Annotated in this window: 16 protein-coding genes; 8 read left to right on the top strand and 8 right to left on the bottom strand. The window is 71.4% G+C overall.

Going from position 1 to position 23,577, the window contains the following annotated elements; genetic code table 11:
* Positions 1 to 61: 61 nt before the first annotated feature.
* Positions 62 to 1,057, bottom strand: a complete 996-nt coding sequence (gene corA / locus AC067N_RS22915) for a magnesium/cobalt transporter CorA (RefSeq protein ID WP_478680725.1) — start codon at positions 1,055 to 1,057, stop codon at positions 62 to 64.
* Between the two features lie 53 nt (positions 1,058 to 1,110).
* Here corA and AC067N_RS22910 point away from each other — a divergent pair, with 53 nt between their 5' ends.
* The 4 genes from AC067N_RS22910 to mshC all read left to right on the top strand — a co-directional run bounded on the left by AC067N_RS22910 (position 1,111) and on the right by mshC (position 4,683).
* Positions 1,111 to 1,797 carry a histidine phosphatase family protein gene (locus AC067N_RS22910; protein ID WP_478680724.1) on the top strand — a complete coding sequence of 229 codons (687 nt, stop codon included), beginning with the start codon at positions 1,111 to 1,113 and terminating at the stop codon, positions 1,795 to 1,797.
* Positions 1,798 to 1,893: 96 nt separating this feature from the next.
* Positions 1,894 to 2,484 (top strand): DUF3090 domain-containing protein, encoded by a 591-nt coding sequence (locus AC067N_RS22905; protein ID WP_468099721.1) that lies wholly within the window; start codon positions 1,894 to 1,896, stop codon positions 2,482 to 2,484.
* A complete protein-coding gene (locus tag AC067N_RS22900) occupies positions 2,448 to 3,284 on the top strand; it encodes an SCO1664 family protein (protein ID WP_478680723.1) in 837 nt (278 codons plus the stop codon). The genes AC067N_RS22905 and AC067N_RS22900 overlap by 37 nt, the downstream gene beginning before the upstream one ends.
* A 169-nt stretch (positions 3,285 to 3,453) precedes the next feature.
* On the top strand, positions 3,454 to 4,683 hold the full coding sequence (gene mshC, locus AC067N_RS22895; protein WP_478680722.1) for a cysteine--1-D-myo-inosityl 2-amino-2-deoxy-alpha-D-glucopyranoside ligase: 1,230 nt from the start codon (positions 3,454 to 3,456) through the stop codon (positions 4,681 to 4,683).
* Between the two features lie 792 nt (positions 4,684 to 5,475).
* Here mshC and AC067N_RS22890 read toward each other — a convergent pair.
* Together AC067N_RS22890 and AC067N_RS22885 are read right to left on the bottom strand one after the other, a co-directional pair.
* Positions 5,476 to 6,468 (bottom strand): PAC2 family protein, encoded by a 993-nt coding sequence (locus AC067N_RS22890; RefSeq protein WP_478680721.1) that lies wholly within the window; start codon positions 6,466 to 6,468, stop codon positions 5,476 to 5,478.
* Positions 6,469 to 6,625: 157 nt separating this feature from the next.
* Positions 6,626 to 7,297, bottom strand: coding sequence for a FadR/GntR family transcriptional regulator (locus AC067N_RS22885; RefSeq protein ID WP_478680720.1), 672 nt, complete (start codon positions 7,295 to 7,297; stop codon positions 6,626 to 6,628).
* Between the two features lie 279 nt (positions 7,298 to 7,576).
* Here AC067N_RS22885 and AC067N_RS22880 point away from each other — a divergent pair, with 279 nt between their 5' ends.
* Positions 7,577 to 9,376 carry a GNAT family N-acetyltransferase gene (locus tag AC067N_RS22880; RefSeq protein ID WP_478680719.1) on the top strand — a complete coding sequence of 600 codons (1,800 nt, stop codon included), beginning with the start codon at positions 7,577 to 7,579 and terminating at the stop codon, positions 9,374 to 9,376.
* Here the strand turns inward: AC067N_RS22880 and AC067N_RS22875 are convergent.
* The 5 genes from AC067N_RS22875 to AC067N_RS22855 form a co-directional block, all read right to left on the bottom strand.
* The gene (locus tag AC067N_RS22875) at positions 9,333 to 11,234 is read right to left on the bottom strand and encodes an AMP-binding protein (RefSeq protein WP_478680718.1); all 1,902 of its coding nucleotides are present in this window, start codon (positions 11,232 to 11,234) and stop codon (positions 9,333 to 9,335) included. The genes AC067N_RS22880 and AC067N_RS22875 overlap by 44 nt on opposite strands.
* A 192-nt stretch (positions 11,235 to 11,426) precedes the next feature.
* Complete coding sequence (locus AC067N_RS22870) at positions 11,427 to 13,043, bottom strand: glycerol-3-phosphate dehydrogenase/oxidase (RefSeq protein WP_478680717.1); 1,617 nt, start codon at positions 13,041 to 13,043, stop codon at positions 11,427 to 11,429.
* 53 nt (positions 13,044 to 13,096) lie between these two features.
* Entirely contained in the window at positions 13,097 to 14,635 is a 1,539-nt protein-coding gene (gene glpK, locus AC067N_RS22865) for a glycerol kinase GlpK (protein WP_478680716.1), read from the bottom strand.
* 93 nt (positions 14,636 to 14,728) lie between these two features.
* The gene (locus AC067N_RS22860) at positions 14,729 to 15,529 is read right to left on the bottom strand and encodes an MIP/aquaporin family protein (protein WP_478680715.1); all 801 of its coding nucleotides are present in this window, start codon (positions 15,527 to 15,529) and stop codon (positions 14,729 to 14,731) included.
* 371 nt (positions 15,530 to 15,900) lie between these two features.
* Positions 15,901 to 16,665 (bottom strand): IclR family transcriptional regulator, encoded by a 765-nt coding sequence (locus tag AC067N_RS22855; protein ID WP_478680714.1) that lies wholly within the window; start codon positions 16,663 to 16,665, stop codon positions 15,901 to 15,903.
* A gap of 372 nt (positions 16,666 to 17,037) precedes the next feature.
* On the opposite strand from AC067N_RS22855, the gene metH reads away from it, so the two are divergent.
* From metH to AC067N_RS22840, 3 genes are all read left to right on the top strand, one after another.
* On the top strand, positions 17,038 to 20,568 hold the full coding sequence (gene metH / locus AC067N_RS22850) for a methionine synthase (protein WP_478680713.1): 3,531 nt from the start codon (positions 17,038 to 17,040) through the stop codon (positions 20,566 to 20,568).
* Positions 20,569 to 20,758: 190 nt separating this feature from the next.
* Positions 20,759 to 21,454, top strand: coding sequence for an HAD family hydrolase (locus AC067N_RS22845; RefSeq protein ID WP_478680712.1), 696 nt, complete (start codon positions 20,759 to 20,761; stop codon positions 21,452 to 21,454).
* A gap of 448 nt (positions 21,455 to 21,902) precedes the next feature.
* Positions 21,903 to 23,507 (top strand): ABC transporter substrate-binding protein, encoded by a 1,605-nt coding sequence (locus tag AC067N_RS22840; protein WP_478680711.1) that lies wholly within the window; start codon positions 21,903 to 21,905, stop codon positions 23,505 to 23,507.
* Positions 23,508 to 23,577: the final 70 nt, after the last annotated feature.

The following is a 23,577-nucleotide window of genomic DNA, read 5'->3' as shown; positions in this document are numbered from 1 at the left end:
GCGCGCGCAGGCACGATCACGCCCGCGCGCGGACGGCGCGAAGTCGCGGGCGGCCGGTCCGTCACAGCCACCCGCGCTGCTTGAAGAGCCGGTACACCAGTACCTCCAGCAGGGCCATCAGCGCGATCAGCGCCGGATACGACCACACCCAGCGCAGCTCGGGCATGTGCTCGAAGTTCATGCCGTAGACGCCGGCCAACATCGTCGGGATGGCCGCCATGGCCGCCCAGGCGGAGATCTTCCGCATGTCGTCGTTCTGCCGGACGCTCATCTGCGCGAGGTGCGCCGAGAGGATGTCGGACACCAGCCGGTCCAGGCTCTCGACGGACTCGTTGACCCGGGTGAGATGGTCGCTGACGTCACGGAAGAACGGCCGGGCCCTCTCGTCCACGAAGGGCAGCACGGCGCTGTGGGCGCCCTGCCCGGAGAGCCGGGTGAGGGGCGCGGCGAGCGGGCCCGTCGCACGGCGGAACTCCAGCACCTGACGCTTGAAGGTGTAGATCCGCGACGCGGTGTTCCGCGAGCCTCCGACGTCCGGGGAGAAGACCTCCGCCTCCAGTTCCTCCAGGTCCGTCTGCAGTTCCGTCGCCACCTCCAGGTAGTGGTCGACCGTGGCGTCCGTGATCGCGTACAGCACCGATGTGGGTCCTTCGCCCAGCAGCTCCGGCTCCTGCTCCAGACGGCGTCGTACGACGTTCAGGGGCGAGCCCTCGCCGTGGCGGACGGTCACCACGAAGGCGTCGCCGAGGAAGACCATGATCTCGTCCGAGCTCACCGTGTCCCCGGCCGGCTCGTACACGACCGGCTTGAGCACCATGAACAGCGAGTCCTCGTACACCTCCAGCTTGGGCCGCTGGTGGGCCTTCAAGGCATCCTCGACGGCCAGCGGATGCAGCGCGAACTCCTCGGTGACGAGGGCGAACTCCTTCTCCGTCGGCTCGTGCAGGCCGATCCACACGAAGCCGCCCGAGGCGCGGGCGTCGGCCAGGGCGTCGGAGAGGTCGTCGGGCCCCTCGGTGCGGTGGCCGTCGCGATAGACGGCGCAGTCGACGATCACGGGGAGTTCCTTTCTCGACGGAGGCCGCTGGACGGGCGTCTAGGCTGGGCCGCATGCCCACGTTGATCCTTGTCCGGCACGGCCGGTCCACCGCCAACACCGATGGGGTGCTCGCCGGGTGGACCCCCGGCGTCGCTCTCGACGAGCGCGGCACCGCGCAGGCCGCGGCGCTGCCGGGCCGGCTCGCCGGGCTGCCGATCTCCGAGGTCGTCACCAGCCCTCTCCAGCGCTGCCAGGAGACCGTGCGCCCGCTCCTGGACGCCCGGCCCGAGCTCAGCCCGCACACCGACGACCGCATCGGCGAGTGCCACTACGGCGACTGGTCCGGCCGCAAACTCGCCGAACTCGCCGACGAGCCGCTCATGCAGGTCGTCCAGGCGCATCCGACGGCCGTCCAGTTCCCCGGCGGTGAGTCGATGCGGGAGATGCAGCACCGGGCCGCGGAGGCGGTACGGGAGTGGAACGCGCGCGTGGAGCGCGACCACGGAGAGGACGCCGTGTATCTGATGTGCTCGCACGGCGACATCATCAAGTCGCTCGTCGCGGACGCACTCGGACTTCATCTGGACCTCTTCCAGCGGATTTCTGTCGAACCGTGTTCCATCACCGCGATCCGTTACACCCGACTGCGGCCGTTTCTCGTCCGCCTCGGCGACACCGGGGACTTCGCGTCCCTGGCGCCGCGCGAGGAACCCCGGGGCGGCGACGCCACCGTCGGGGGCGGCGCGGGAGCACCGTGATCGTCAACCGCAGTAGGGTGAAGCGGTCGCGACGGCGCTGAACCCGTCAGCAGCCGGAGCGACCGGTCCCGACGTCGATTCCAATGGAGACAGGACGTGTCCCGTCAGGTGTTCCTCTACGACCCCCCGGACCGCTTCGTGGCCGGTACGGTCGGGCTGCCCGGGCGCCGGACCTTCTTCCTGCAGGCCTCCTCAGGGCAGCGGGTCACCAGCGTGTCCCTGGAGAAGACCCAGGTCGCCGCGCTCGCGGAGCGCATGGACGAGCTGCTCGACGAGGTCGTGCGGCGCAGCGGCGGCAGCGCCGCGGTCCCGGCCGTCGCCCCCACCGAGGTCTCGGACACGGCGCCGCTGGAGACCCCCATCGAGGAGGAGTTCCGCGTCGGCACCATGGCCCTGGCCTGGGACGGCGACGAACAGCGCATGATCGTCGAGGCCCAGGCCCTCGTCGAGCTGGACGCCGACTCCGAGGAGGACCTCGCCGAGGCGGAGGAGCGGCTGCTCCAGGACGAGGAGAACGGCCCGCCCATGCTCCGCGTCCGCCTCACCGGCGCGCAGGCCAGGGCCTTCGCCAAGCGCGCCCTCGACGTCGTCAACGCGGGACGGCCGCCGTGCCCGCTGTGCAGTCTTCCGCTCGACCCGGAGGGACACGTATGTCCGCGCCAGAACGGATACCGCCGCGGGGAGTGACCTCCGACGGGCGGATCTCGGACGCCGAACTGCTGACCGAGGGCGAACTGACCGTACGCGGCCAGGTGCGTGAGGCGTCCAACGCGGTCCTGTACTGCTCGGTCTCGTACGAGGGACGCGAGGCCGCCTGCGTCTACAAGCCCGTCGCCGGGGAGCGCCCGCTGTGGGACTTCCCCGACGGGACGCTCGCGCAGCGCGAGGTCGCCGCGTACGAGGTGTCCGAGGCGACCGGGTGGGGGCTCGTACCGCCCACGGTGCTGCGCGACGGGCCGTACGGAGAGGGCATGTGCCAGCTGTGGATCGAGGGGGTGCCCGGGTCCGAGCTGCTCGCCCTGGTGGACGGTGAGGAGGCGGGCGAGGGCTGGAAGGCCGTCGGCTTCGCCGAGGTCGGCGACGGCGAGACCGCGCTCCTCGTGCATGCCGACGACCGGCGGCTGCGCCGGCTCGCCGTCCTCGACGCCGTCATCAACAACGCCGACCGCAAGGGCGGCCATCTCCTCCCGGCCGCCGGGGGCCGCCTCTACGGCATCGACCACGGTGTGACCTTCAACGCCGAGAACAAGTTGCGGACCCTGCTGTGGGGATGGGCGGGGGAGCCCCTCACGGACGAGGCCGTCGACGTGCTGAAGCGGTTGCGGGACGTGTTGGGCGACGGCGGGGAACTGGCCGCGAAGCTGTCGCGCCTGATCACGGCCGCCGAACTGGACGCCGCCAGGGAGCGGGTCGCCACCCTGCTGAGGACCGGACGCCACCCGGAACCGAGCGGGGAATGGCCGGCGATCCCTTGGCCGCCGGTGTGAAGCGGTGCGGCAGGGCCGGCCGGCCCGACGGCGACCGCCCCGGGGGGCTTCAGGGGCGCGGGGAACTGCGCGATCAGCCCCCACCACCCGCAGTCGCCGTGCGTCGTGTACTCCCCAACCGCTGGGCGCCCCCGGCTTAACCCCGGAGGGATCGGGTTAGGCTCGTGGCATGTATGCCTGGCCCGCTTCTGAGGTCCCCGTCCTGCCCGGCAAGGGCCGCGACCTGAGGATCCACGACACCGCGACCGGCGGTCTGGTCACCCTTGACCCCGGTCCCGTCGCCCGTATCTACGTCTGCGGTATCACCCCGTACGACGCGACCCACCTGGGTCACGCGGCGACCTACAACGCGTTCGACCTCGTTCAGCGCGTGTGGCTCGACACCAAGCGGCAGGTTCACTACGTCCAGAACGTCACCGACGTCGACGATCCGCTGCTGGAGCGGGCCGAGCGCGACGGCATCGACTGGGTGGCTCTCGCCGAGAAGGAGACCGCCCTCTTCCGTGAGGACATGACCGCCCTGCGGATGCTGCCGCCGCGGGACTACATCGGCGCCGTCGAGGCCATCCCCGGCATCGTGCCGCTCGTCGAGCGGCTCCGCGACGCCGGCGCCGCGTACGAACTCGAGGGCGACATCTACTTCTCCGTCGAGTCCGACCCCGACTTCGGCAAGGTCTCCGGCCTCGACGCCGCCGCGATGCGGCTGCTGTCCGCCGAGCGCGGTGGCGACCCGGACCGGCCCGGGAAGAAGAACCCGCTCGACCCGATGCTGTGGATGGCCGCGCGTGAGGGCGAGCCCAGCTGGGACGGCGGCTCCCTCGGACGGGGCCGGCCCGGCTGGCACATCGAGTGCGTCGCCATCGCCCTCGACCACCTCGGCATGGGCTTCGACGTGCAGGGCGGCGGTTCCGACCTCGCCTTCCCGCACCACGAGATGGGCGCCTCGCACGCCCAGGTGCTGACCGGCGAGTTCCCCATGGCCAAGGCGTACGTCCACGCCGGCATGGTCGCGCTGCACGGCGAGAAGATGTCGAAGTCCAAGGGCAACCTCGTCTTCGTCTCCCGGCTGCGCCGGGACGGGGTCGACCCGGCAGCCATACGGCTCGCGCTGCTCGCCCACCACTACCGGGCCGACTGGGAGTGGACCGACCAGGTCCTCCAGGACGCCGTCGCCCGGCTGGGCCGGTGGCGCGCCGCCGTCTCCCGGCCCGACGGGCCGCCCGCCGAGGCGCTCGTCGAGGAGATCCGCGAGGCCCTCGCAGACGACCTCGACGCCCCGGCCGCGCTCGCGGCGGTCGACCGCTGGGCCGCGCTGCAGCAGGAGCAGGGCGGTACGGACGAAGGGGCACCCGGTGTCGTCTCACGCGCCGTGGACGCCCTCCTCGGTGTGGCCCTGTGAAGTAACGACTCTGCCCAGGTGGCACGGGTGTGATCCGCCGTCACATGTCCCCTGAGGCACCGCGAAGCCGACGCGGAGGGCGCCTTCTCCGGACGGAGGGGGCGCCCCTGCGCGCCCCCGGAGCTCCGAGGGACGCTGTCACAGGCCTGCCGAGGCCCTGTCGGACGGTTGTCGACGGCTGCGGGGACCGGGCGGCATGTGATGGGGTGACAGACGACAGTTGAAGCCGGACCGGCCGGCTGCCGGTCCCTTCGTGGAAGGGACACACAGTGGCATCCCCGCACTTCTCCTCCCCCTCCTCCGAGCGCCCCGTCAGCCGGCGACTCGTTCCAGCCGGCGCTCCACGCCCTGCCGCTCGGCCGCCGCGGTGAACCGCCGGACGTGGCCGACGTCGTGACGATCACACTGGGCGGCGACGGGACCCGGACGCCCGGTGAGACGGTCAACGCCAACGGCATCACCCGTACCCCCGACGGCAAGGCCCTCCTCGTCGTCCAGAGAACGCCGCCGATGTGTTCAAGCTCGCGGCGGACGGCCGCTCCGGCACCTTCGAGGGCCGCCTCACGCACCGGACTTCGACGTCCCGACGACCGTCGCCGCCCACCGGAACCGCCTGTCCCTGCCCAACGCCCGCTTCACCACGACCCCGAGCCGGACACGACGTACACGATCGTCGCGGTGGAACGCTGACGGCCGGCCGCCGGGCCACCGCGGTGCGGTGGCACCCCGCGTATCCCCGTATCCCCGTCCAGAGCGCGGGGATACGCGGAACTCCTTACGGACGGGGGCCGATCAGTCCTCCGACGACTCCTCGTCGTCGCCGCCCGGCCGCTGGGGCTTCTGCGGTCGCGTCCGGCCACCGGGGTTGTCCTTCGGGTTCCACGCACCGGGCCCGGTGTCGCCCCCGTCGGCCGTGGCGTGTCCACCGGCCGAACCGGTGGGGCCGCCGTCGCGGCGCCGCAGATACCGCTCGAACTCGCGGGCGATCGCCTCACCCGACGCCTCGGGCAGCTCCGCCGTGTCCCGGGCCTCTTCCAGCGTCTGCACGTACTCCGCGACCTCGCTGTCCTCGGCGGCCAGCTGGTCCACGCCCACCTGCCAGGCGCGCGCGTCCTCGGGCAGCTCGCCCAGCGGGATGCGCACGTCGATCAGGTCCTCCAGACGGTTGAGGAGGGCCAGTGTCGCCTTCGGGTTCGGCGGTTGCGACACGTAGTGCGGCACCGCGGCCCACAGCGAGACCGCCGGGACGCCGGCGTGCGTGCACGCCTCCTGGAGGATGCCGACGATGCCCGTGGGGCCCTCGTACTTGGTCTCCTCCAGGTCCATCCGCCGCGCGAGATCAGGGTCCGACGTGACCCCGCTGACCGGAACCGGACGCGTGTGCGGGGTGTCGCCGAGCAGAGCGCCCAGGATCACCACCAGCTCCACACCCAGTTCGTGGGCGAAGCCCAGCAGCTCGTTGCAGAACGAGCGCCACCGCATCGACGGCTCGATGCCTCGGACCAGCACGAGATCGCGGGGCTTCTCACCGCCGACCCGCACCACCGACAACCTTGTCGTCGGCCAGGTGATCTTGCGTACGCCGCCGTCCAGCCACACCGTGGGGCGGTTCACCTGGAAGTCGTAGTAGTCCTCGGCGTCCAGCGCCGCGAACACCTCGCCCTTCCATTCCCGGTCCAGGTGCGCGACCGCGGCGGAGGCGGCGTCGCCGGCGTCGTTCCAGCCTTCGAACGCGGCCACCATGACTGGGTCGATCAGCTCGGGAACCCCCTCCAGCTCGATCACCCAGCGCCTCCTTCCGAACGTGCCCTCGCGTACGCCCCAACCTTACGGCGTGCCCAGGGGGCCTTCGCAGCCCCCTTGCACGGGGGAGTGAACGGATCAATGCCCCGTTCGCGCGGTGGAAACACTCGTGGCCGCCCGAGTGCGAGTGATCACCGCCTCACAGCGACGACCGCAGCCACTGCTCGACGCTCGCGATGTGGACCGTCGCCCAGGAGCGCGCGGCCTCGGCGTCGCGGTCGCGCAGGGCGGCGAGGATGGCGCGGTGCTCGTGGAGGGTGCGGCTGACGGCGTCCTCCTGGGTGAGACCGCGCCAGACGCGGGCGCGGGTGGTGGGGCCGGACAGGCCGTCCAGGAGGGAGCAGAGAACCGAGTTCCCGGAGCTCTGCACGATGCCCTTGTGGAACTCCAGGTCGCAGGCGACCAGTTCCTCCACGGACGGCTCGTCGCCCAGTTTGTCCAACTGGGCTCCCAACGCGTCCAGTTGCTGCTCACTGATCCGCAGGGCGGCCATCGCCGTGGCCGCCGGCTCCAGGATGCGGCGCACGGCGAGGAACTCCAGAACCGTGTCGTCGCGATGGAAGTCGACGACGAAACTCAGTGCCTCCAGCAGGAGCTGGGGGTCGAGGCTCGTCACGTACGTGCCGTCACCCTGCCGTACGTCCAGGATGCGGATCAGCGACAGGGCGCGTACCGCCTCGCGCAGGGAGTTCCGGGACAGCCCCAGGTCGGCGGCGAGCTCGCTCTCCTTGGGCAGGCGGTCGCCCGGGCGCAGCGCGCCGGAGACGATCATGTCCTTGATCTTCTCGATCGCCTCGTCGGTGACTGCCATGGCGTCCACCCTCCCTGTCGTTCCCTGCCCGCTCAGACATCCGATGTCTCAGGTCATTATGGGCCCACGACCCGGGGAAGGTTCCCCGGTCGACGGCGCCCCGGTTCAGGGCGCCCCACCGAAGGGCCTCCCGAACCGCGGTTCCCTCGATTCTTCCAGGTCGCGTACGGTGACGTGCCCCCTCCGCCCACCCCCGCCCGAGCTCCCGGCCCTCGGCCGTGTCCGACACCGGCCTAGGGTGATCACACGATCCGGAGTGCGGGAGGCACGGGGGTGGGGATGCGGATCCGAGCGGCGCGCACCGACGAGGCGGAGGCCCTGACCGAGCTGGTCCTGCGCTCGAAGGCCCACTGGGGCTACGACAGGGACTTCCTGGAGGCGTGCCGGGCGGAACTCACCATCCATCCGGACGACATCCACCGCCGCCGCGTCGTCGTCGCCGAGGACACCGACGGCCGAGTCGTGGGTGTGGCCGCCCTGGAGGGCACGGGTCCCGAGGGCAGCCTCGGCCTGTGCTTCGTCGAGCCCGCCGCCATCGGCCGGGGCGTGGGCCGCGCCCTGTACTTCCATGTGACGGGCGCCGCCCGCGCACTCGGCTTCACCCGGCTCACCATCGAGTCGGACCCGAACGCCGAACCGTTCTACCGCCGGCTGGGCGCCCGCCCCGTCGGCCGCACGCCCTCGGGCTCCCGAGCCGGTCGTGACCTCCCGCTCCTCGAGGTGCGTTTCCCGCCCCGGACCGAATGCTGGGCCCAGGTCTGGACGGGCGGACGCCGCGCGGTCCACCTCGGCAATGTCGCCGGGTTCCAGGCCCAGTTCGGCCCGGTCTCCACGCAGGCCGCGCACTACTCCTGCCTGGCCGCCTTCCTCTCGCCGCACCCGGCCGTCCTGATCCTGCCCGCGGCGGTCCCGCCCGACTGGATCGACCTGGCCGGCCGTGGGCTGGACTGGGGCGCCGTCGAGGTCTACGACGGCCTGACGGAACCCGGCCCGGCGAACGGCCGGGCGGCACACGCTGCCCGGCCGGTTCCGCCGGCCGAGGACGACGCCCTGACCCGGGCCGTCCTGTCCCGCCCGGCCCTCCTCCGGCGGCTGGACTCCCTCGACCTGCCCCTCCTGCCCTGGGGCCGCACCCCCGCCGTCGCCGAGCTGACCGGCGAACCCCTGCGCCCCGAGGCCCTGCGGTACGAGTCCAAGCGGGCCTCCCACGAGCTGTTCACCCGTCTCGCCCCCGCCCACCCGGAGATCCGGGTGCCCGAGCAGTGGCAGCCGGCCACCCGGCGGGAGGCGGCACGCCTGCTCCGGGCGCGGGGCCGCGCGGGCCTGGCGACGGTGGTCAAGACCGAGCACGGCGCCGGGGGCTCAGGCACCCGGGTGATACGGGACCACGGCCTGCGAAGACCTCCGCTGCCCCGGGGGCCCGTCCTTCTGGAGGAGTTCGTCACCGGGGAGACCGAACCCCGGGACCTGACCTTCGACGGACTGGTCGACGCGGACGGCCGGGTGCACGTGGTGGGCGTCGCCGTCATGGACGTCCTGGGCACCGCCTACCAGGGCGCCACCGTGGGCCCCGGTGCCGTGCCGTCACCGCTTGCCGAGGCCGTGACGCGGTTCGGCGAAGCCGTGGGGGAGCGGATCGCGGCGAGCGGCCACCGGGGCTGGTTCGACGTCGACTTCGTCACCGGCTCCGACGGCCGCCCGGCCCCCACCGAGATCAACCTCCGCATGACCGGCCCCTCCGTCGCCTTCATGGTCAAGGCCCGGCTGGACGACATCCGAGGGGGCGACCACCTCGTCCGCAGCGTCGACCACGTACCGCTCGGCGCCCGGCTGCCAGGCCCCGCCCTGTCCGCCTTCCTGCGCGAGACGACCGCCCGCTGCGCCGGGATCGACGCCGTCCTGCTGCCCTCGATCCCGACCGCGGCCTTCGCACCGGCCCCCTACCTGGGCGTCGTCCTCGCCGCGCACACCCGTGAACGCCTCGACGCCGCCGAGGCCCTGGTGCGCGCGGCGGCCCGTGACACCGGCCGGATGTTCACGGCCCAGGGGCGATCTCCGCGGGCGCCGGGCGCCGGGTGACGTACACCGCCACCACCGCCGCCGCGATCATCAGCGGCACATTGAAGGCGTACACCAGCGCCGCCTGCCGCTCCCAGTCGTTCTTCGCCGCGAGCCGGTAGAAGTTGTCCTGCGGCCACCAGGAGACCAGCAGCCACACCACGGCCAGATGGGCCGCCGTCGTCAGTCCGCCCGAGCGGCCCTGGCGGCGCATCAGCGGGCGCCCCGCGACCAGGAAGGCGAGGCCCGTGCCGAACGCCAGCAGCTCGGCGGCGTACAGCCCTCTGAAGAGCCACGACCACGGCGTGGGCACATATGTGAGGTCCGTGGAGCCCGGCCAGAGCACATCGGTGAGGACCGCTGCCGACGGAAGGACCACGACGAGCACCGCGCAGCCCACCCCGTAGAGGAACCCGGCCGGACCCATGGCCGCATCACCGCCCTTGCCGCTCACCGGCGCGGCCGTCCCGTGCCGCGCGGGCAGCGGCAGCAGCCGGCGGTCGATCCTCCCGGCCCGGTCACGGGGCAGCGCACCCAGGGTCACCACGGCCGCCGGGATCTCCTGCTCCGGCACCGCATCCCGCAGATGAGCGCGGATCGCGTCGGCGCCCGGAGCGGCCGCGGGGGAGGCCGGGACGACGTAGGCGACGAGCCGGTCCTCGTCCACGGCGGCGATCACCGACTCCCGTATCCCGGGATGCGCGGCCAGCGCGGCCTCGGCCCGGTAGGGGTCGACGGTACGGCCGCGGACGCGGACCCGGTGCGCCGGCCGGCCGCCGAACTCCAGCAGACCGTCCTCCCGCAGCGTCCCCGCGTCACCGGTGGGCAGGGCGTCGGAACCGTCCGAGCCGTCCGGGGGCGTCAGCCGGATCTCGCCGTCGCGGACCTCGGCCCGGCAGCCGGGGAACGGGCGGCCGAGCAGGCTGACCCGACCCGGCTCGGCGACCGGATCGCCGAGCTGGTCCGTCTCGAACCAGGTGCCGCAGCCCGCCACCTCCACGGTCCCGTAGACGTTGAGCAGCCGCGCCCCCGGCGCCAGCCGTCCCTGGAGCCTCACCTGCTCGTCGAGGGCGAGCCGTTCCCCGCCGACCGCCACCAGCCGCAGTCCCGCGGGCGGCGCGGCCTTGTCGAGCAGCAGCCGGGCCGAGTACGGGTCGGTGTCCAGCACCGTGACGTCCTCGGCGAAGGGGCGCCCCCACAAGGCGGGCCCGATCTCGTCCTCCGGCAGCACCAGCGTGCCCCCGGAGCACAGGGCCCGGATCCAGCCGTAGGCGAAGGCGGCGGTGTCGGTCGGCGCGGTCACCAGATGGACGTCGGAGGACCGGAGCCCGAACGTCTCGGACCAGGCCCGGTACGCGTCGTGCAGCCGCTGGTGGCCGACTTCCACCGCCCGCCGCTCGCCCGTGGTGCCCGCGGAGAACAGCACCGCGGCCGTGACCCCGCAGGGCGCGGCGGCGGGCTCGGGGGAATGGGCGTCGATCAGGGCCGCGTCGGTGTCGAGACAGACGACGGTACGGCCGGTGCCGTCGTCCACGGCGGGCCCGTAGCGCGCGTACGTCAGGACCGTGCGCGCCCCGGCCTGCTCCAGCGCCCGGCCGATGTCCCCCGTCGGCTGCCGCGGGCCGATCACGGCGAAGGCGCCCCCCGCCTTGAGCACGCCGAGTACGGCGATCAGCAGGTCCGGCAGCCGGGAGGCGCACACCGCGACGGTCTCGCCGGTGCCGAGCCCCGAGTCCAGCAGATGCCGGGCCAGGCGGTTGGCCCGGCCCTCCAGCTCCCCGTACGTCAGCCGGGTCGCCGCGGTGACCACCGCGGGCCGGTCGGGAGTCTCACGCGACCACGCCTCGAACAACCGATGGAGTTCGTTTGCCCCGTTCATGACCATTGATCATGGCAGAGGGAGAGCCGGCCGGGAAGAAGATCCGACCGGGCTACGCCCCGGACATACCGAGGGGGCGGCTCCACCGCCGTGGTGGAGCCGCCCCCTCGTGGTCCGGCCCCGGAGCGGAAGGGGCCGTTTCCCGGCCGGTCCGGCCCCGGTCAGGGGAGAGGGCCGGAGCGGCAGGCGGGTCTACTTCTCGTCGAGCAGGTCCTGGACCTTGGCGCGGACCTCGTCCGTCGCCAGACCCCGGATCGTCAGCGTCGTACGGCGGCGCAGCACGTCGTCGGCCGTCTCGGCCCACTCGGTGTCACGGGCGTACACGACCTGCGCCCAGATCTCCGGCGCGTCGGGGTGGACCCGCTCGGCCAGCTCGGGGTTCTCGTTGGCGAGCCGGGCGATGTCGAAGGCCAGCGAACCGTAGTGCGTGGCCAGGTGCCGCGCGGTGTCGGCGCCCATGCGGGGGCCCGGCGCCGGACGGTCGGTCAGCAGCCGGTGCGCGACCGCCCGCGGGTTGGCGATGCCCGGCAGCGGCAGCTTCCTCGGCAGCGTGGACACCGGCTCGAAGTCCTCGCCGAGCGGGTGGCCCGGCAGGGTCTCCAGCTTCTTCATGATGGTGCGGCCGATGTGCCGGAACGTCGTCCACTTGCCGCCCGCGATGGACAGCATGCCGCCCCGGCCCTCGGTCACGACCGTCTCCCGCTTGGCCTTGGCGGTGTCGCCGGGGCCACCCGGCAGCACCCGCAGGCCCGCGAAGGCGTAGGTGATCAGATCGCGGTCGAGCTGCTGGTCCCGGACGGAGAACGCGGCCTCGTCCAGGATCTGGGCTATGTCCTTGTCGTTGACGGCGACGTCCGCCGGGTCGCCCTCGTACATCTCGTCCGTGGTGCCCAGCAGGAGCATGTCCTCCCAGGGCAGGGCGAACGTGATGCGGTACTTGTCGATCGGGGTGGCGAGCGCGGCCTTCCACGGGGAGGTCCGCTTCAGCACCAGGTGCGCGCCCTTGGACAGCCGGATCGACGGAGCCGCGTTCGGGTCCTCCATCCGGCGCAGGTGGTCGACCCACGGGCCGGTCGCGTTCAGCACCAGCCGGGCGCTCACGCCGAACTCGTCCCCGGAGAGCCGGTCGCGCAGCTCGGCACCGGTCACCCGGCCCTTGGTGAAGCGCAGCCCGGTGACCTCGGCGTGGTTCAGCACCACCGCGCCGGACTCGACGGCCGCGCGGACCGTCATCAGCGCCATCCGGGAGTCGTTCATCTGCCCGTCGCCGTACACGGCCACGGCCTTCAGGTTCTCGGTGCGCAGTTCGGGCACGTCCTGCGCGGCCTTCGCCGGCGACAGCAGATGGCCGACGCCGTCACCGAAGGCCGACAGCGCGGAGTAGGCGAAGACGCCCGCCCCGAGCTTCGCCGCGCCGTGCGGCCCGCCCTTGTACACGGGGAGGTAGAACGTGAGCGGGTTCGCCAGGTGGGGGGCCACCTGGCGGGAGACCGCACGGCGCTCGAAGTGGTTCTCCGCCACCAGCTTCACCGCGCCGGTCTGCAGATAGCGCAGACCGCCGTGGAGCAGCTTCGAGGAGGCGGAGGAGGTGGCGCCGGCGAAGTCGCCGGCGTCGACCAGCGCCACCCTGAGCCCGGACTGCGCGGCGTGCCAGGCGGTGGAGATGCCCAGGATGCCGCCGCCGATCACGAGGAGGTCGTACGACGCCTTGGAGAGCTGCTCCCGGGTCTCGGCGCGGCTCGGGTTCGAGCCGGACGCCGGGCGCGTCCCCAGGGCAGGCAGGGCTTGCAGGGTGGACTGACTGGTCATGTCGGGTTCTTACTCCTCATCAGAGCCGGTACCGGAGCCTTCGGGGCCCCTGCTCAGCTCTCGTCCTCGAGCCAGCCCATGGTCCGCTCGACGGCCTTGAGCCAGCTCTTGTACTCACGGTCGCGGGTCTCCGCGTCCATACGGGGGGTCCACTCGGCGGCCCGGCGCCAGTTGGCGCGCAGGTCGTCGGTGCTGGTCCAGAAGCCGACGGCGAGACCGGCGGCGTAGGCGGCGCCGAGGCAGGTCGTCTCGGCGACCATCGGACGGACCACGGGGGCGTCCAGGAAGTCCGAGAGCGTCTGCATCAGCAGGTTGTTGGAGGTCATGCCGCCGTCGACCTTGAGGGCCGTCAGCTCCACGCCCGAGTCCTTGGTCATGGCGTCCGTGATCTCACGGGTCTGCCAGGCGGTGGCCTCCAGGACGGCACGGGCGAGGTGCGCCTTGGTGACGTACCGGGTGAGGCCGGCGATCACACCGCGGGCGTCGGAGCGCCAGTACGGGGCGAACAGGCCGGAGAAGGCCGGCACGAAGTACGCGCCGCCGTTGTCCTCGACCGAGAGCGCGAGGGTCTCGATCTCGGCGGCCGTGGAGATGAGCCCCATCTGGTCGCGCATCCACTGCACCAGCGAACCGGTGACGGCGATCGAGCCCTCCAGCGCGTACACCGGGGCCTGGTCGCCGATGCGGTAGCCGACGGTGGTCAGCAGACCCGAGTACGAGTTGATGATCTTCTCGCCGGTGTTCATCAGCATGAACGTGCCGGTGCCGTAGGTGGACTTGGCCTCGCCCTCGGCGAAGCAGGTCTGGCCGAACAGGGCCGCCTGCTGGTCGCCGAGCGCCGAGGCGACCGGGATGCCGCCGAGCAGGTCGCCCAGCTTGCCGCCGGTGACCTCGCCGTAGACCTCGGCGGAGGAGCGGATCTCCGGGAGCATCGACAGCGGCACGCCGATGGACTCGGCGATCTTCTCGTCCCACTCCAGGGTGTGGAGGTTCATCAGCATGGTGCGGGAGGCGTTGGTGACGTCGGTGTAGTGCTTGCCGCCGTTGACACCACCGGTCAGGTTCCAGATGACCCAGGTGTCCATGGTGCCGAAGAGGATGTCGCCGGCCTCGGCGCGCTCGCGCAGACCCTCGACGTTGTCCAGCAGCCAGCGGGCCTTCGGCCCGGCGAAGTACGAGGCCAGCGGCAGACCGGTCTCCCGGCGGAAACGGTCCTGCCCGACGTTGCGGCCGAGCTCCTTGCAGAGGGCGTCGGTGCGGGTGTCCTGCCAGACGATGGCGTTGTGGACGGGCTCACCGGTGTTCTTGTCCCAGAGCAGCGTGGTCTCGCGCTGGTTGGTGATGCCGATGGCCTTGATGTCGTCACGGGTGATGCCGGCCTTCTGGATGGCTCCGGCGACGACTTCCTGGACGTTGGTCCAGATCTCGTTGGCGTTGTGCTCGACCCAGCCCGGCTTCGGGAAGATCTGCTCGTGCTCCTTCTGGTCGACGGAGACGATACGGCCGTCCCGGTCGAAGACGATGCAGCGGCTGGAGGTGGTGCCCTGGTCGATGGCGGCGATGAAGGGGCCGGCGGTGTGGGCGTCGGTCACGGTGTGCTCCTGGAAGTCAACTGGTCGAAGGCGGTACGTACGGCGCGTGCCGGGCGTCGGGCGACACCTGCGGCCCGCTCGTAGGTGGTGCTCTTAGGCGAAGGCGACGTTGTAGATGCCTGCGGCGACGGCGGCGCCGATCAGCGGACCGACCACCGGGACCCAGGCGTAGCTCCAGTCGGAGCCGCCCTTGTTGGGCAGGGGCAGCAGGGCGTGCACGATACGCGGGCCGAGGTCACGGGCCGGGTTGATCGCGTAACCGGTCGGACCGCCGAGGGACAGACCGATCGAGACGACGACGAGCGAGGTGATGAGGGCGCCGAGGGTGCCGAGGCCCTTGCCGCTGTCGTTGAGGCCCTGGGTGAGGACCGCGAGGACCAGCACGATGGTGCCGATGACCTCGGTGGCGACGTTCTGTACCGCGTTCCGGATCTCGGGGCCGGTGGAGAAGATGCCGAGCACGGGGCCGGCAGCGGTCTCGCGGGCCTCGACGGCCTTGGCCTTGGTGGTCTCGGCGTCCGAACCGCCGACGATCTCCCTGTCGGTGAGGTGGGCGTGGAACTGGCCGTAGTAGGCGACCCAGACCAGAGCGGCACCGATCATCGCGCCGAGCAGCTGCCCGCCCCAGTAGGTGGGGACCTGGCTCCACTCGATGCCGTCGTCCTTCAGGGCGAGCGCGAGGGTCACGGCCGGGTTCAGGTGGGCGCCGGAGAGCGGCGCGGAGGTGTAGACGGCCGTCAGAACGGCAAAACCCCACCCGAAGGTGATGGCGAGCCAACCGGCGTTACGGGCCTTGGAGGCCTTCAGCGTCACGGCGGCGCAGACGCCGCCGCCGAGCAGGATGAGTATGGCGGTACCGATGGTCTCGCCGATGAAGATGTCGGAGCTGGACACCCGCGACTCCTTTGTCCTTCGTCCAGGGGAAGGCGGACCCCGGGTCCCATTCCGGGGGTCCGCGCCCTCGGGGGTGAGAGCTGTGCCGGCCCTTGGCGTTGTCACACTCTAGCGCTTATTGCCGGTAGGTGTTCGACAATGCCGACCGATGGACGGGAGTCTTGCTGTGGCGTGAGTGCCTCGTCAAGGGTCCTGTTGTCGAAAATCCGATCGTTACTGATCGAACCGCCTTGTCGATCTCGCGTGGGCTGCTATGGGCGCGCACTCGGAGCATCGCGCCTGCGTACGGCGAGGGCCGGGACACTCTCGGTGTCCCGGCCCTCGAAGGATCGGCGGAGGCCGCACGTACTGATGTGTCGGCCTCGCGGCGGTCAGAAGCGGGCGGCGCCCAGGTCGCGCGAGACGGCGCGCGCGCAGTCCCGCACCGCCGCGATCAGCTCGGGACGCAGTTCGCCGTCCCGGCGAAGCCGCTCCACCGCGCCCGTGATGCCGACCGCGCCGACGGGCATGCGCCGGCGGTCGTGGATGGGGGCCGCGATCGAGGCGACGCCCTCCCAGGTCTCCTCCACGTCCGCCGCGTACCCGCGGGCCCTGGTGAGGTCCAGGACGTCCTCGAAGTCGTCCAGCTCGCACACGGTCCGCTCCGTGAACGCCTTGCGGTCGGTCTCCAGGACCTCGCTGTGGGCCACGGGGTCATAGGCCGCGAGGACCTTGCCGAGGGCCGTGGAGTGCAGCGGCTGCATCGCCCCTATCTCCAGCACCTGCCGGCTGTCGTCGGGCCGGAAGACATGGTGCACGATCAGGACGCCCCGCTGGTGCAGCACCCCCAGGTGGACGCTCTCGCCGCTGGAGCGGGCCAGGTCGTCCGTCCAGACCAGGGCCCGTGCCCGCAGTTCGTGGACGTCGAGATAGGTGGTCCCCAGACGAAGCAGCTCGGCGCCCAGCTGATACCGGCCCGAGGCGTCGTCCTGCTCGACGAAACCCTCCTGCTGGAGGGTGCGCAGTATCCCGTGGGCGGTGCCTTTGGCGAGGCCCAGCGACGAGGCGATGTCCGACAGGCCGAGTCGTCGCTCGCCACCCGCGAGCAACCGCAGCATCGCGGCCGCCCGTTCGAGCGACTGGATGTTCCGTGCCATCGCCGTCCTGCCTCCGTCCCCTTCGACCGCCGCCCGCACATGAACTTCCAACGTTCGGCAATGTCGAACACTACCGGTCGTTGCCGACCTCTCGCCAATGGCCGTCAAAACCTTTTCGGCCAGACGGGCCGAGCGGCGCCCCTTCGGTGCCGGTCCGCTGTCGTTCCGGTGTGCGTCCATGGGGCCCGGTGCCCGGGCGGTGTGCGTCGTTCGTCCGTCGTGGGAGTAAACCGCACTCGACCGCTCACGCCACGCCGGTCCGTCCCGTGGAACGCCCCTGACCATCCCCGGCGCTCCGGGCTACTCTGACGGCGTGCGTCTTCCGTGGGAAGGCGCAAAGCCGACAGCCGTCGCATTCCAGGGAGCACCTTCATGGCCTCGTCGCCGAATCCGTCCCCTTCGTCCGCAGCCGCAGCCGCAGGTCGGGCCCGTTCCGACGCCCTGCGCGAGGCCTTCGCCACCCGCGTCGTCGTCGCCGACGGCGCGATGGGCACGATGCTCCAGGCCCAGGAACCCACCCTGGACGACTTCCAGCAGCTGGAGGGCTGCAACGAAGTCCTGAACGTCACCCGCCCCGACATCGTCCGCTCGGTCCATACCGCCTACTTCGAAGCCGGCGTCGACTGCGTCGAGACCAACACGTTCGGCGCGAACCTCACCGCCCTCGGCGAGTACGACATCCCCGAGCGTGTCGCCGAGCTGTCCGAGGCCGGCGCCCGCATCGCCCGGGAGACCGCCGACGAGTTCGCCGCACGCGACGGCCGGCAGCGCTGGGTCCTCGGCTCGATCGGCCCCGGCACCAAGCTGCCCACCCTCGGCCACACCACCTTCACCGCCATCCGCGACGCCTACCAGCAGAACGCCGAGGGACTCCTCGCCGGCGGCGCCGACGCCCTGCTGGTGGAGACCACCCAGGACCTGCTCCAGACGAAGGCCTCCGTCCTCGCCGCCCGCCGGGCCATGGACACCGCCGGCTACGACGTCCCGCTGATCGTGTCGGTCACCGTCGAGACCACAGGCACCATGCTTCTCGGCTCCGAGATCGGTGCCGCGCTGACCGCGCTGGAGCCGCTGGGCATCGACATGATCGGCCTGAACTGCGCCACCGGCCCCGCCGAGATGAGCGAACACCTGCGCTATCTGTCGCGGCACTCCCGCGTCCGGCTCTCCTGTATGCCGAACGCCGGCCTGCCCGTGCTCACCAAGGACGGCGCCCACTACCCGCTGACCGCCCCCGAACTGGCCACCGCCCAGGAGAACTTCGTCCGCGAGTACGGCCTCTCCCTGATCGGCGGCTGCTGCGGCACCACCCCCGAGCACCTGCGCCAGGTCGTCGAACGCGTCCGCGACCTCACTCCGCCCGAGCGCCGGCCCCGCCCCGAGCCCGGCGCCGCCTCCCTCTACCAGACTGTCCCGTTCCGCCAGGACACCTCGTACCTGGCCATCGGTGAGCGCACCAACGCCAACGGCTCGAAGAAGTTCCGCGAGGCCATGCTGGAGGGACGCTGGGACGACTGCGTGGAGATGGCCCGCGACCAGATCCGCGAGGGCGCCCACATGCTCGACCTGTGCGTCGACTACGTGGGCCGCGACGGCGTCGCCGACATGGCCGAACTCGCCGGCCGCTTCGCCACCGCCTCCACCCTGCCCATCGTCCTCGACTCCACCGAGGTCGACGTCATCCAGGCAGGGCTGGAGAAGCTCGGCGGCCGCGCGGTCATCAACTCCGTCAACTACGAGGACGGCGACGGCCCCGAGTCGCGCTTCGCGAAGGTCACCCGTCTCGCCCAGGAGCACGGCGCCGCCCTGATCGCCCTGACCATCGACGAGGAGGGCCAGGCCCGCACCCCGGAGAAGAAGGTCGAGATCGCCGAACGGCTGATCGACGACCTGACCGGCAACTGGGGCATCCACGAGTCGGACATCCTCATCGACACCCTGACCTTCACCATCTGCACCGGTCAGGAGGAGTCCCGCAAGGACGGCATCGCCACCATCGAGGCGATCCGCGAACTCAAGCGCCGCCACCCGGACGTCCAGACCACCCTCGGGCTGTCCAACATCTCCTTCGGCCTCAACCCGGCCGCCCGCATCCTCCTCAACTCCGTCTTCCTCGACGAATGCGTCAAGGCCGGCCTCGACTCGGCGATCGTGCACGCCAGCAAGATCCTGCCGATCGCCCGCTTCGACGAGGAGCAGGTGCAGACGGCCCTCGACCTCATCTACGACCGCCGCGGCGAGGGCTACGACCCGCTGCAGAAGCTGATGGCCCTGTTCGAGGGCGCCACCGCCAAGTCCCTGAAGGCGGGCAAGGCCGAGGAGCTGGCCGCCCTGCCCCTGGAGGAGCGCCTCAAGCGCCGCATCATCGACGGCGAGCGCAACGGCCTGGAGGCCGACCTCGACGAGGCCCTCCTGACCCGCCCGGCCCTCGACATCGTCAACGACACCCTCCTCGACGGCATGAAGGTCGTCGGTGAACTCTTCGGCTCCGGCCAGATGCAGCTGCCGTTCGTCCTCCAGTCCGCCGAGGTCATGAAGGCCGCCGTCGCCCACCTCGAACCCCACATGGAGAAGTCCGACGCCGAGGGCAAGGGCACCATCGTCCTCGCCACCGTCCGCGGCGACGTCCACGACATCGGCAAGAACCTCGTCGACATCATCCTGTCCAACAACGGCTACAACGTCGTCAACCTCGGCATCAAGCAGCCGGTCTCCGCGATCCTCGACGCCGCCGAGGAGCACCGGGCCGACGTCATCGGCATGTCCGGGCTCCTGGTCAAGTCCACGGTGATCATGAAGGAGAACCTGGAGGAGCTGAACCAGCGCGGCCTCGCCGCGAACTACCCCGTCATCCTCGGCGGCGCCGCCCTCACCCGCGCCTATGTCGAGCAGGACCTGCACGAGATCTACGAGGGCGAGGTCCGCTACGCCCGCGACGCGTTCGAGGGCCTGCGCCTGATGGACGCCCTCATCGGCGTCAAGCGCGGCGTGCCCGGCGCCAAGCTGCCCGAACTGAAGCAGCGCCGGGTCCGCGCCGCCACCGCCACGGTCGTCGAGGAGCGCCCCGAGGAAGGCCACGTCCGCTCCGACGTCGCCACCGACAACCCCGTGCCCACCCCGCCGTTCTGGGGCACCCGCGTCAGCAAGGGCATCCAGCTCAAGGAGTACGCGACCTGGCTGGACGAGGGCGCCCTGTTCAAGGGCCAGTGGGGACTCAAGCAGGCCCGCACCGGCGAGGGCCCCAGCTACGAGGAGCTCGTGGAGACCGAGGGCCGGCCCCGGCTGCGCGGCCTGCTGGACCGCCTCCAGACCGACAACCTCCTCGAAGCGGCCGTCGTCCACGGCTACTTCCCCTGTGTCTCCAAGGACGACGACCTCATCATCCTCGACGACGCCGGCAACGAGCGCACCCGCTTCTCCTTCCCCCGCCAGCGCCGCGGCCGCCGTCTGTGCCTCGCCGACTTCTTCCGCCCGGAGGAGTCCGGCGAGACCGATGTCATCGGCCTCCAGGTCGTCACCGTCGGCTCCCGCATCGGCGAGGAGACCGCCAAGCTCTTCGAGTCCAACGCCTATCGCGACTACCTCGAACTCCACGGTCTGTCCGTGCAGCTGGCTGAGGCGCTCGCCGAGTACTGGCACGCCCGGGTACGCGCCGAGCTCGGCTTCGCCGCGGAGGACCCGACGGCCATCGAGGACATGTTCGACCTCAAGTACCGGGGCGCCCGCTTCTCCCTGGGCTATGGCGCCTGCCCGAACCTGGAGGACCGCGCCAAGATCGCCCAGCTCCTCGAGCCCGAGCGCATCGGCGTCCAGCTCTCGGAGGAGTTCCAGCTCCACCCCGAGCAGTCCACCGACGCGATCGTGATCCACCACCCCGAGGCGAAGTACTTCAACGCGCGATAGCCCGGCCCGAGCCGGGCGACAGCCCCGCGTACGCCGCCGCCCCACAGCCCCGCCCCGAGTACCGCGCCCGACCCCGGCCCGGTACCGGCGAAAGGCGCTTCGCCGCGCGGCGTCGTACACTGGTCGGTCCACCGCAGGCCGGTTCCCCACCCGGGAACCGGCCTGCTCGTCCCACAAGGAGGTGCGCCGGATGACCACGACGATCCCCGCGCTAGGAACCCGGACGGCCGAAGGCTCAGCCCTGCAGGCCGTGCTCCTGGACATGGACGGAACCCTGGTGGACACCGAGGGTTTCTGGTGGGACGTGGAGGTGGAGGTCTTCCGGACCCTCGGCCACACCCTCGACGAGTCCTGGCGCCATGTCGTGGTCGGCGGTCCCATGAGCCGCAGCGCGGGCTTCCTCATCGAGGCCACCGGCGCCGACATCACCCTCGCCGAACTGTCCGTGCTGCTCAACGACGGCTTCGAGGCCCGGATCGGTCGCGCCCTGCCGCTGATGCCGGGTGCGGCGAGACTCCTCGCCGAACTCGCCGCGCACCGCGTCCCCACCGCCCTGGTCTCCGCCTCCCACCGGCGCATCATCGACCGCGTGCTGGCCTCCCTCGGCCCCCAGCACTTCGCCCTGACCGTCGCCGGTGACGAGGTGGAGCGCACCAAACCGTTCCCCGACCCGTACCTCCTGGCCGCCGCGGGACTCGGTGCCGACCCGGTCCGGTGCGCGGTCGTCGAGGACACCGCGACCGGTGTGGCGGCCGCGGAGGCGGCGGGCTGCCATGTGGTCGCCGTGCCCTCCGTGGCCCCCATCACCCCCGCCGCCCGGCGCACCGTCGTGACCTCGCTGGAAGAGGTCGACCTGCCATTCCTGCACGGTCTGATGACCGGCTGACGACGGACATAAGCCCGCCCGTGCACCCAGCGTGAACAATTGAAAGCGCAATAAAGGGCAAGATCATTCACGGTCCCGGGGCGGGCCGGAATTCAGCCCCGCACAAACCGAATTCCCGTCACCGGGAAGCCTCTTCGGCCTGTGACGTTGAACACTCGGACCCGGCCCGGGCGGCCGGGTCCCGCCCGTCCAAACCCCGCTTACAGGGGCGTTTGGCGCGCCCATGTGTCCCGATTCATGAAGGGTGCCCCAAACATTCCCCCCGCGCCCTCATCCGTGCGTCCACACCCGGTTCCGCAGCGTGAGGGGAGCTCAACTCCGGCGCACGCGGGCCCCTTACACGAGGCGGGCTAATCTCGACGCGGAAACATCGCCGTACCCCCCCGAGGCGCGCCCGCACCACCCCGCAGGCACGCGTCCCGGAATTGAGCTCTGGAGAAACTCGAGCATGAACCGCAAGACCCTGGTGCTGCCGGCCGTCATCGGCCTGCTCGCCCCGGTGATCGCCGCCTGCGGCGCCACCGACGGCGCGAGCAGCGACGGCGACGCGATCGTCGTCGGCACCACCGACCGGTTCACCGCCTCGAAGCAGGGCCCGGCCCCGATCGACCCGGCCTACGCGTACGACGTCGGCACCTGGAACATCCTCCGCCAGACCGTGCAGACCCTCCTCGTCCAGCCCAGCGGCGACGGCGAACCGGAGCCCGAGGCCGCCTCCAGGTGCGGCTTCACCGACACCGGCAGCGAGCGCTACGTCTGCACCCTGCGCGACGGCCTCAAGTTCTCCGACGGCAGCCCGATCACCGCCGACGACGTCAAGTTCTCCATCGACCGCGCCCGCTCCATCAAGGCCGACAGCGGTGTCTTCGCCCTGCTGTCCACCATCGACCTCGTCGAGACCAAGGGCGACAAGCAGGTCATCTTCCACCTCAACGGCCCCGACGCCACCCTCCCGTACAAGCTGTCCACCCCCGTCGCCGGCATCGTCAACCCCGCCGACTACGCCAAGGACAGGCTCCGCGACGGCTTCGAGGTCGACGGCTCCGGCCCCTACACCCTGGACGCCGAGGTCGAGAACAACGAGCTCGTCAAGGCCGTCTTCACCAAGAACCCCCACTACAGGGGGCACTTGGACCCGAAGAGCGACCAGATCGAACTGCGGTCGTTCGCCGACGCCGACGCCATGGGCACCGCCTTCGAGGACGGCGACATCGACCTGATGACCCGGACCATGACACCGGCCCAGATCGACAAGTACTCCAAGTCCGAGGACAACGACATCGACCTCGTCGAGTCCCCCGGCCTGGAGATCCGCTACCTCGCCTTCAACACCGACGCCGCCCCGGTCAAGAGCACCGCCGTCCGCCGGGCCATCGCCCAGATCATCGACCGCGGCGCACTCGTCTCCAAGGTCTACGGCAGCCAGTCCGAGCCCCTCTTCTCGATCGTCCCGGCAGGCATCACCGGCCACTCCAACTCGTTCTTCAACAAGTACGGCGACCCCAGCGCCTCCAAGGCCGCCTCGATCCTGGAGCGGGCCGGCATCACCACCCCGGTCAAGCTGACCCTGCACTACACGACCGACCACTACGGCGCCGCCACCAAGAACGAGTTCGAGGTCCTGAAGAAGCAGCTCGACGGCAGCGGCCTGTTCGACGTCACCCTCAAGGGCGCGCCCTGGTCCACGTTCCGCCCCGCCGAACAGCAGGGCGAGTACGCCGTATACGGCATGGGCTGGTTCCCCGACTTCCCGGACGCCGACAACTACCTCGCGCCCTTCCTCGACACGGACAACTTCCTCAACTCGCCGTACGACAACAGCGAGATCCGCAGCAAGCTGATCCCCGAGTCCCGCCGCCAGGCCGACCGGCTGACCGCCTCCGAGAGCCTCACCGGCATCCAGGACATCGTCGCCGACGACGTGCCCATCATCCCGCTGTGGCAGGGCAACCAGTACGTCGCCGCCCGCGACGACGTCACCGGCGCCGAGTACGCCGTCAACTCCGCCTCCACGCTGCAACTCTGGCAGCTCGGCCGAGGCATCGGCGACTGACCGTCACTCCTCACCCCCGCGCGCCGGAACCCGGGGGAGCCCGGCGCGTTCAGACACCCGACGACGACAC

The sequence above is a fragment of the Streptomyces sp. NPDC042364 genome, assembly GCF_056437585.1.
The sequence above is the reverse complement of the archived record's forward strand: the minus strand, read 5'-3'. Positions and strand labels throughout refer to the sequence as shown.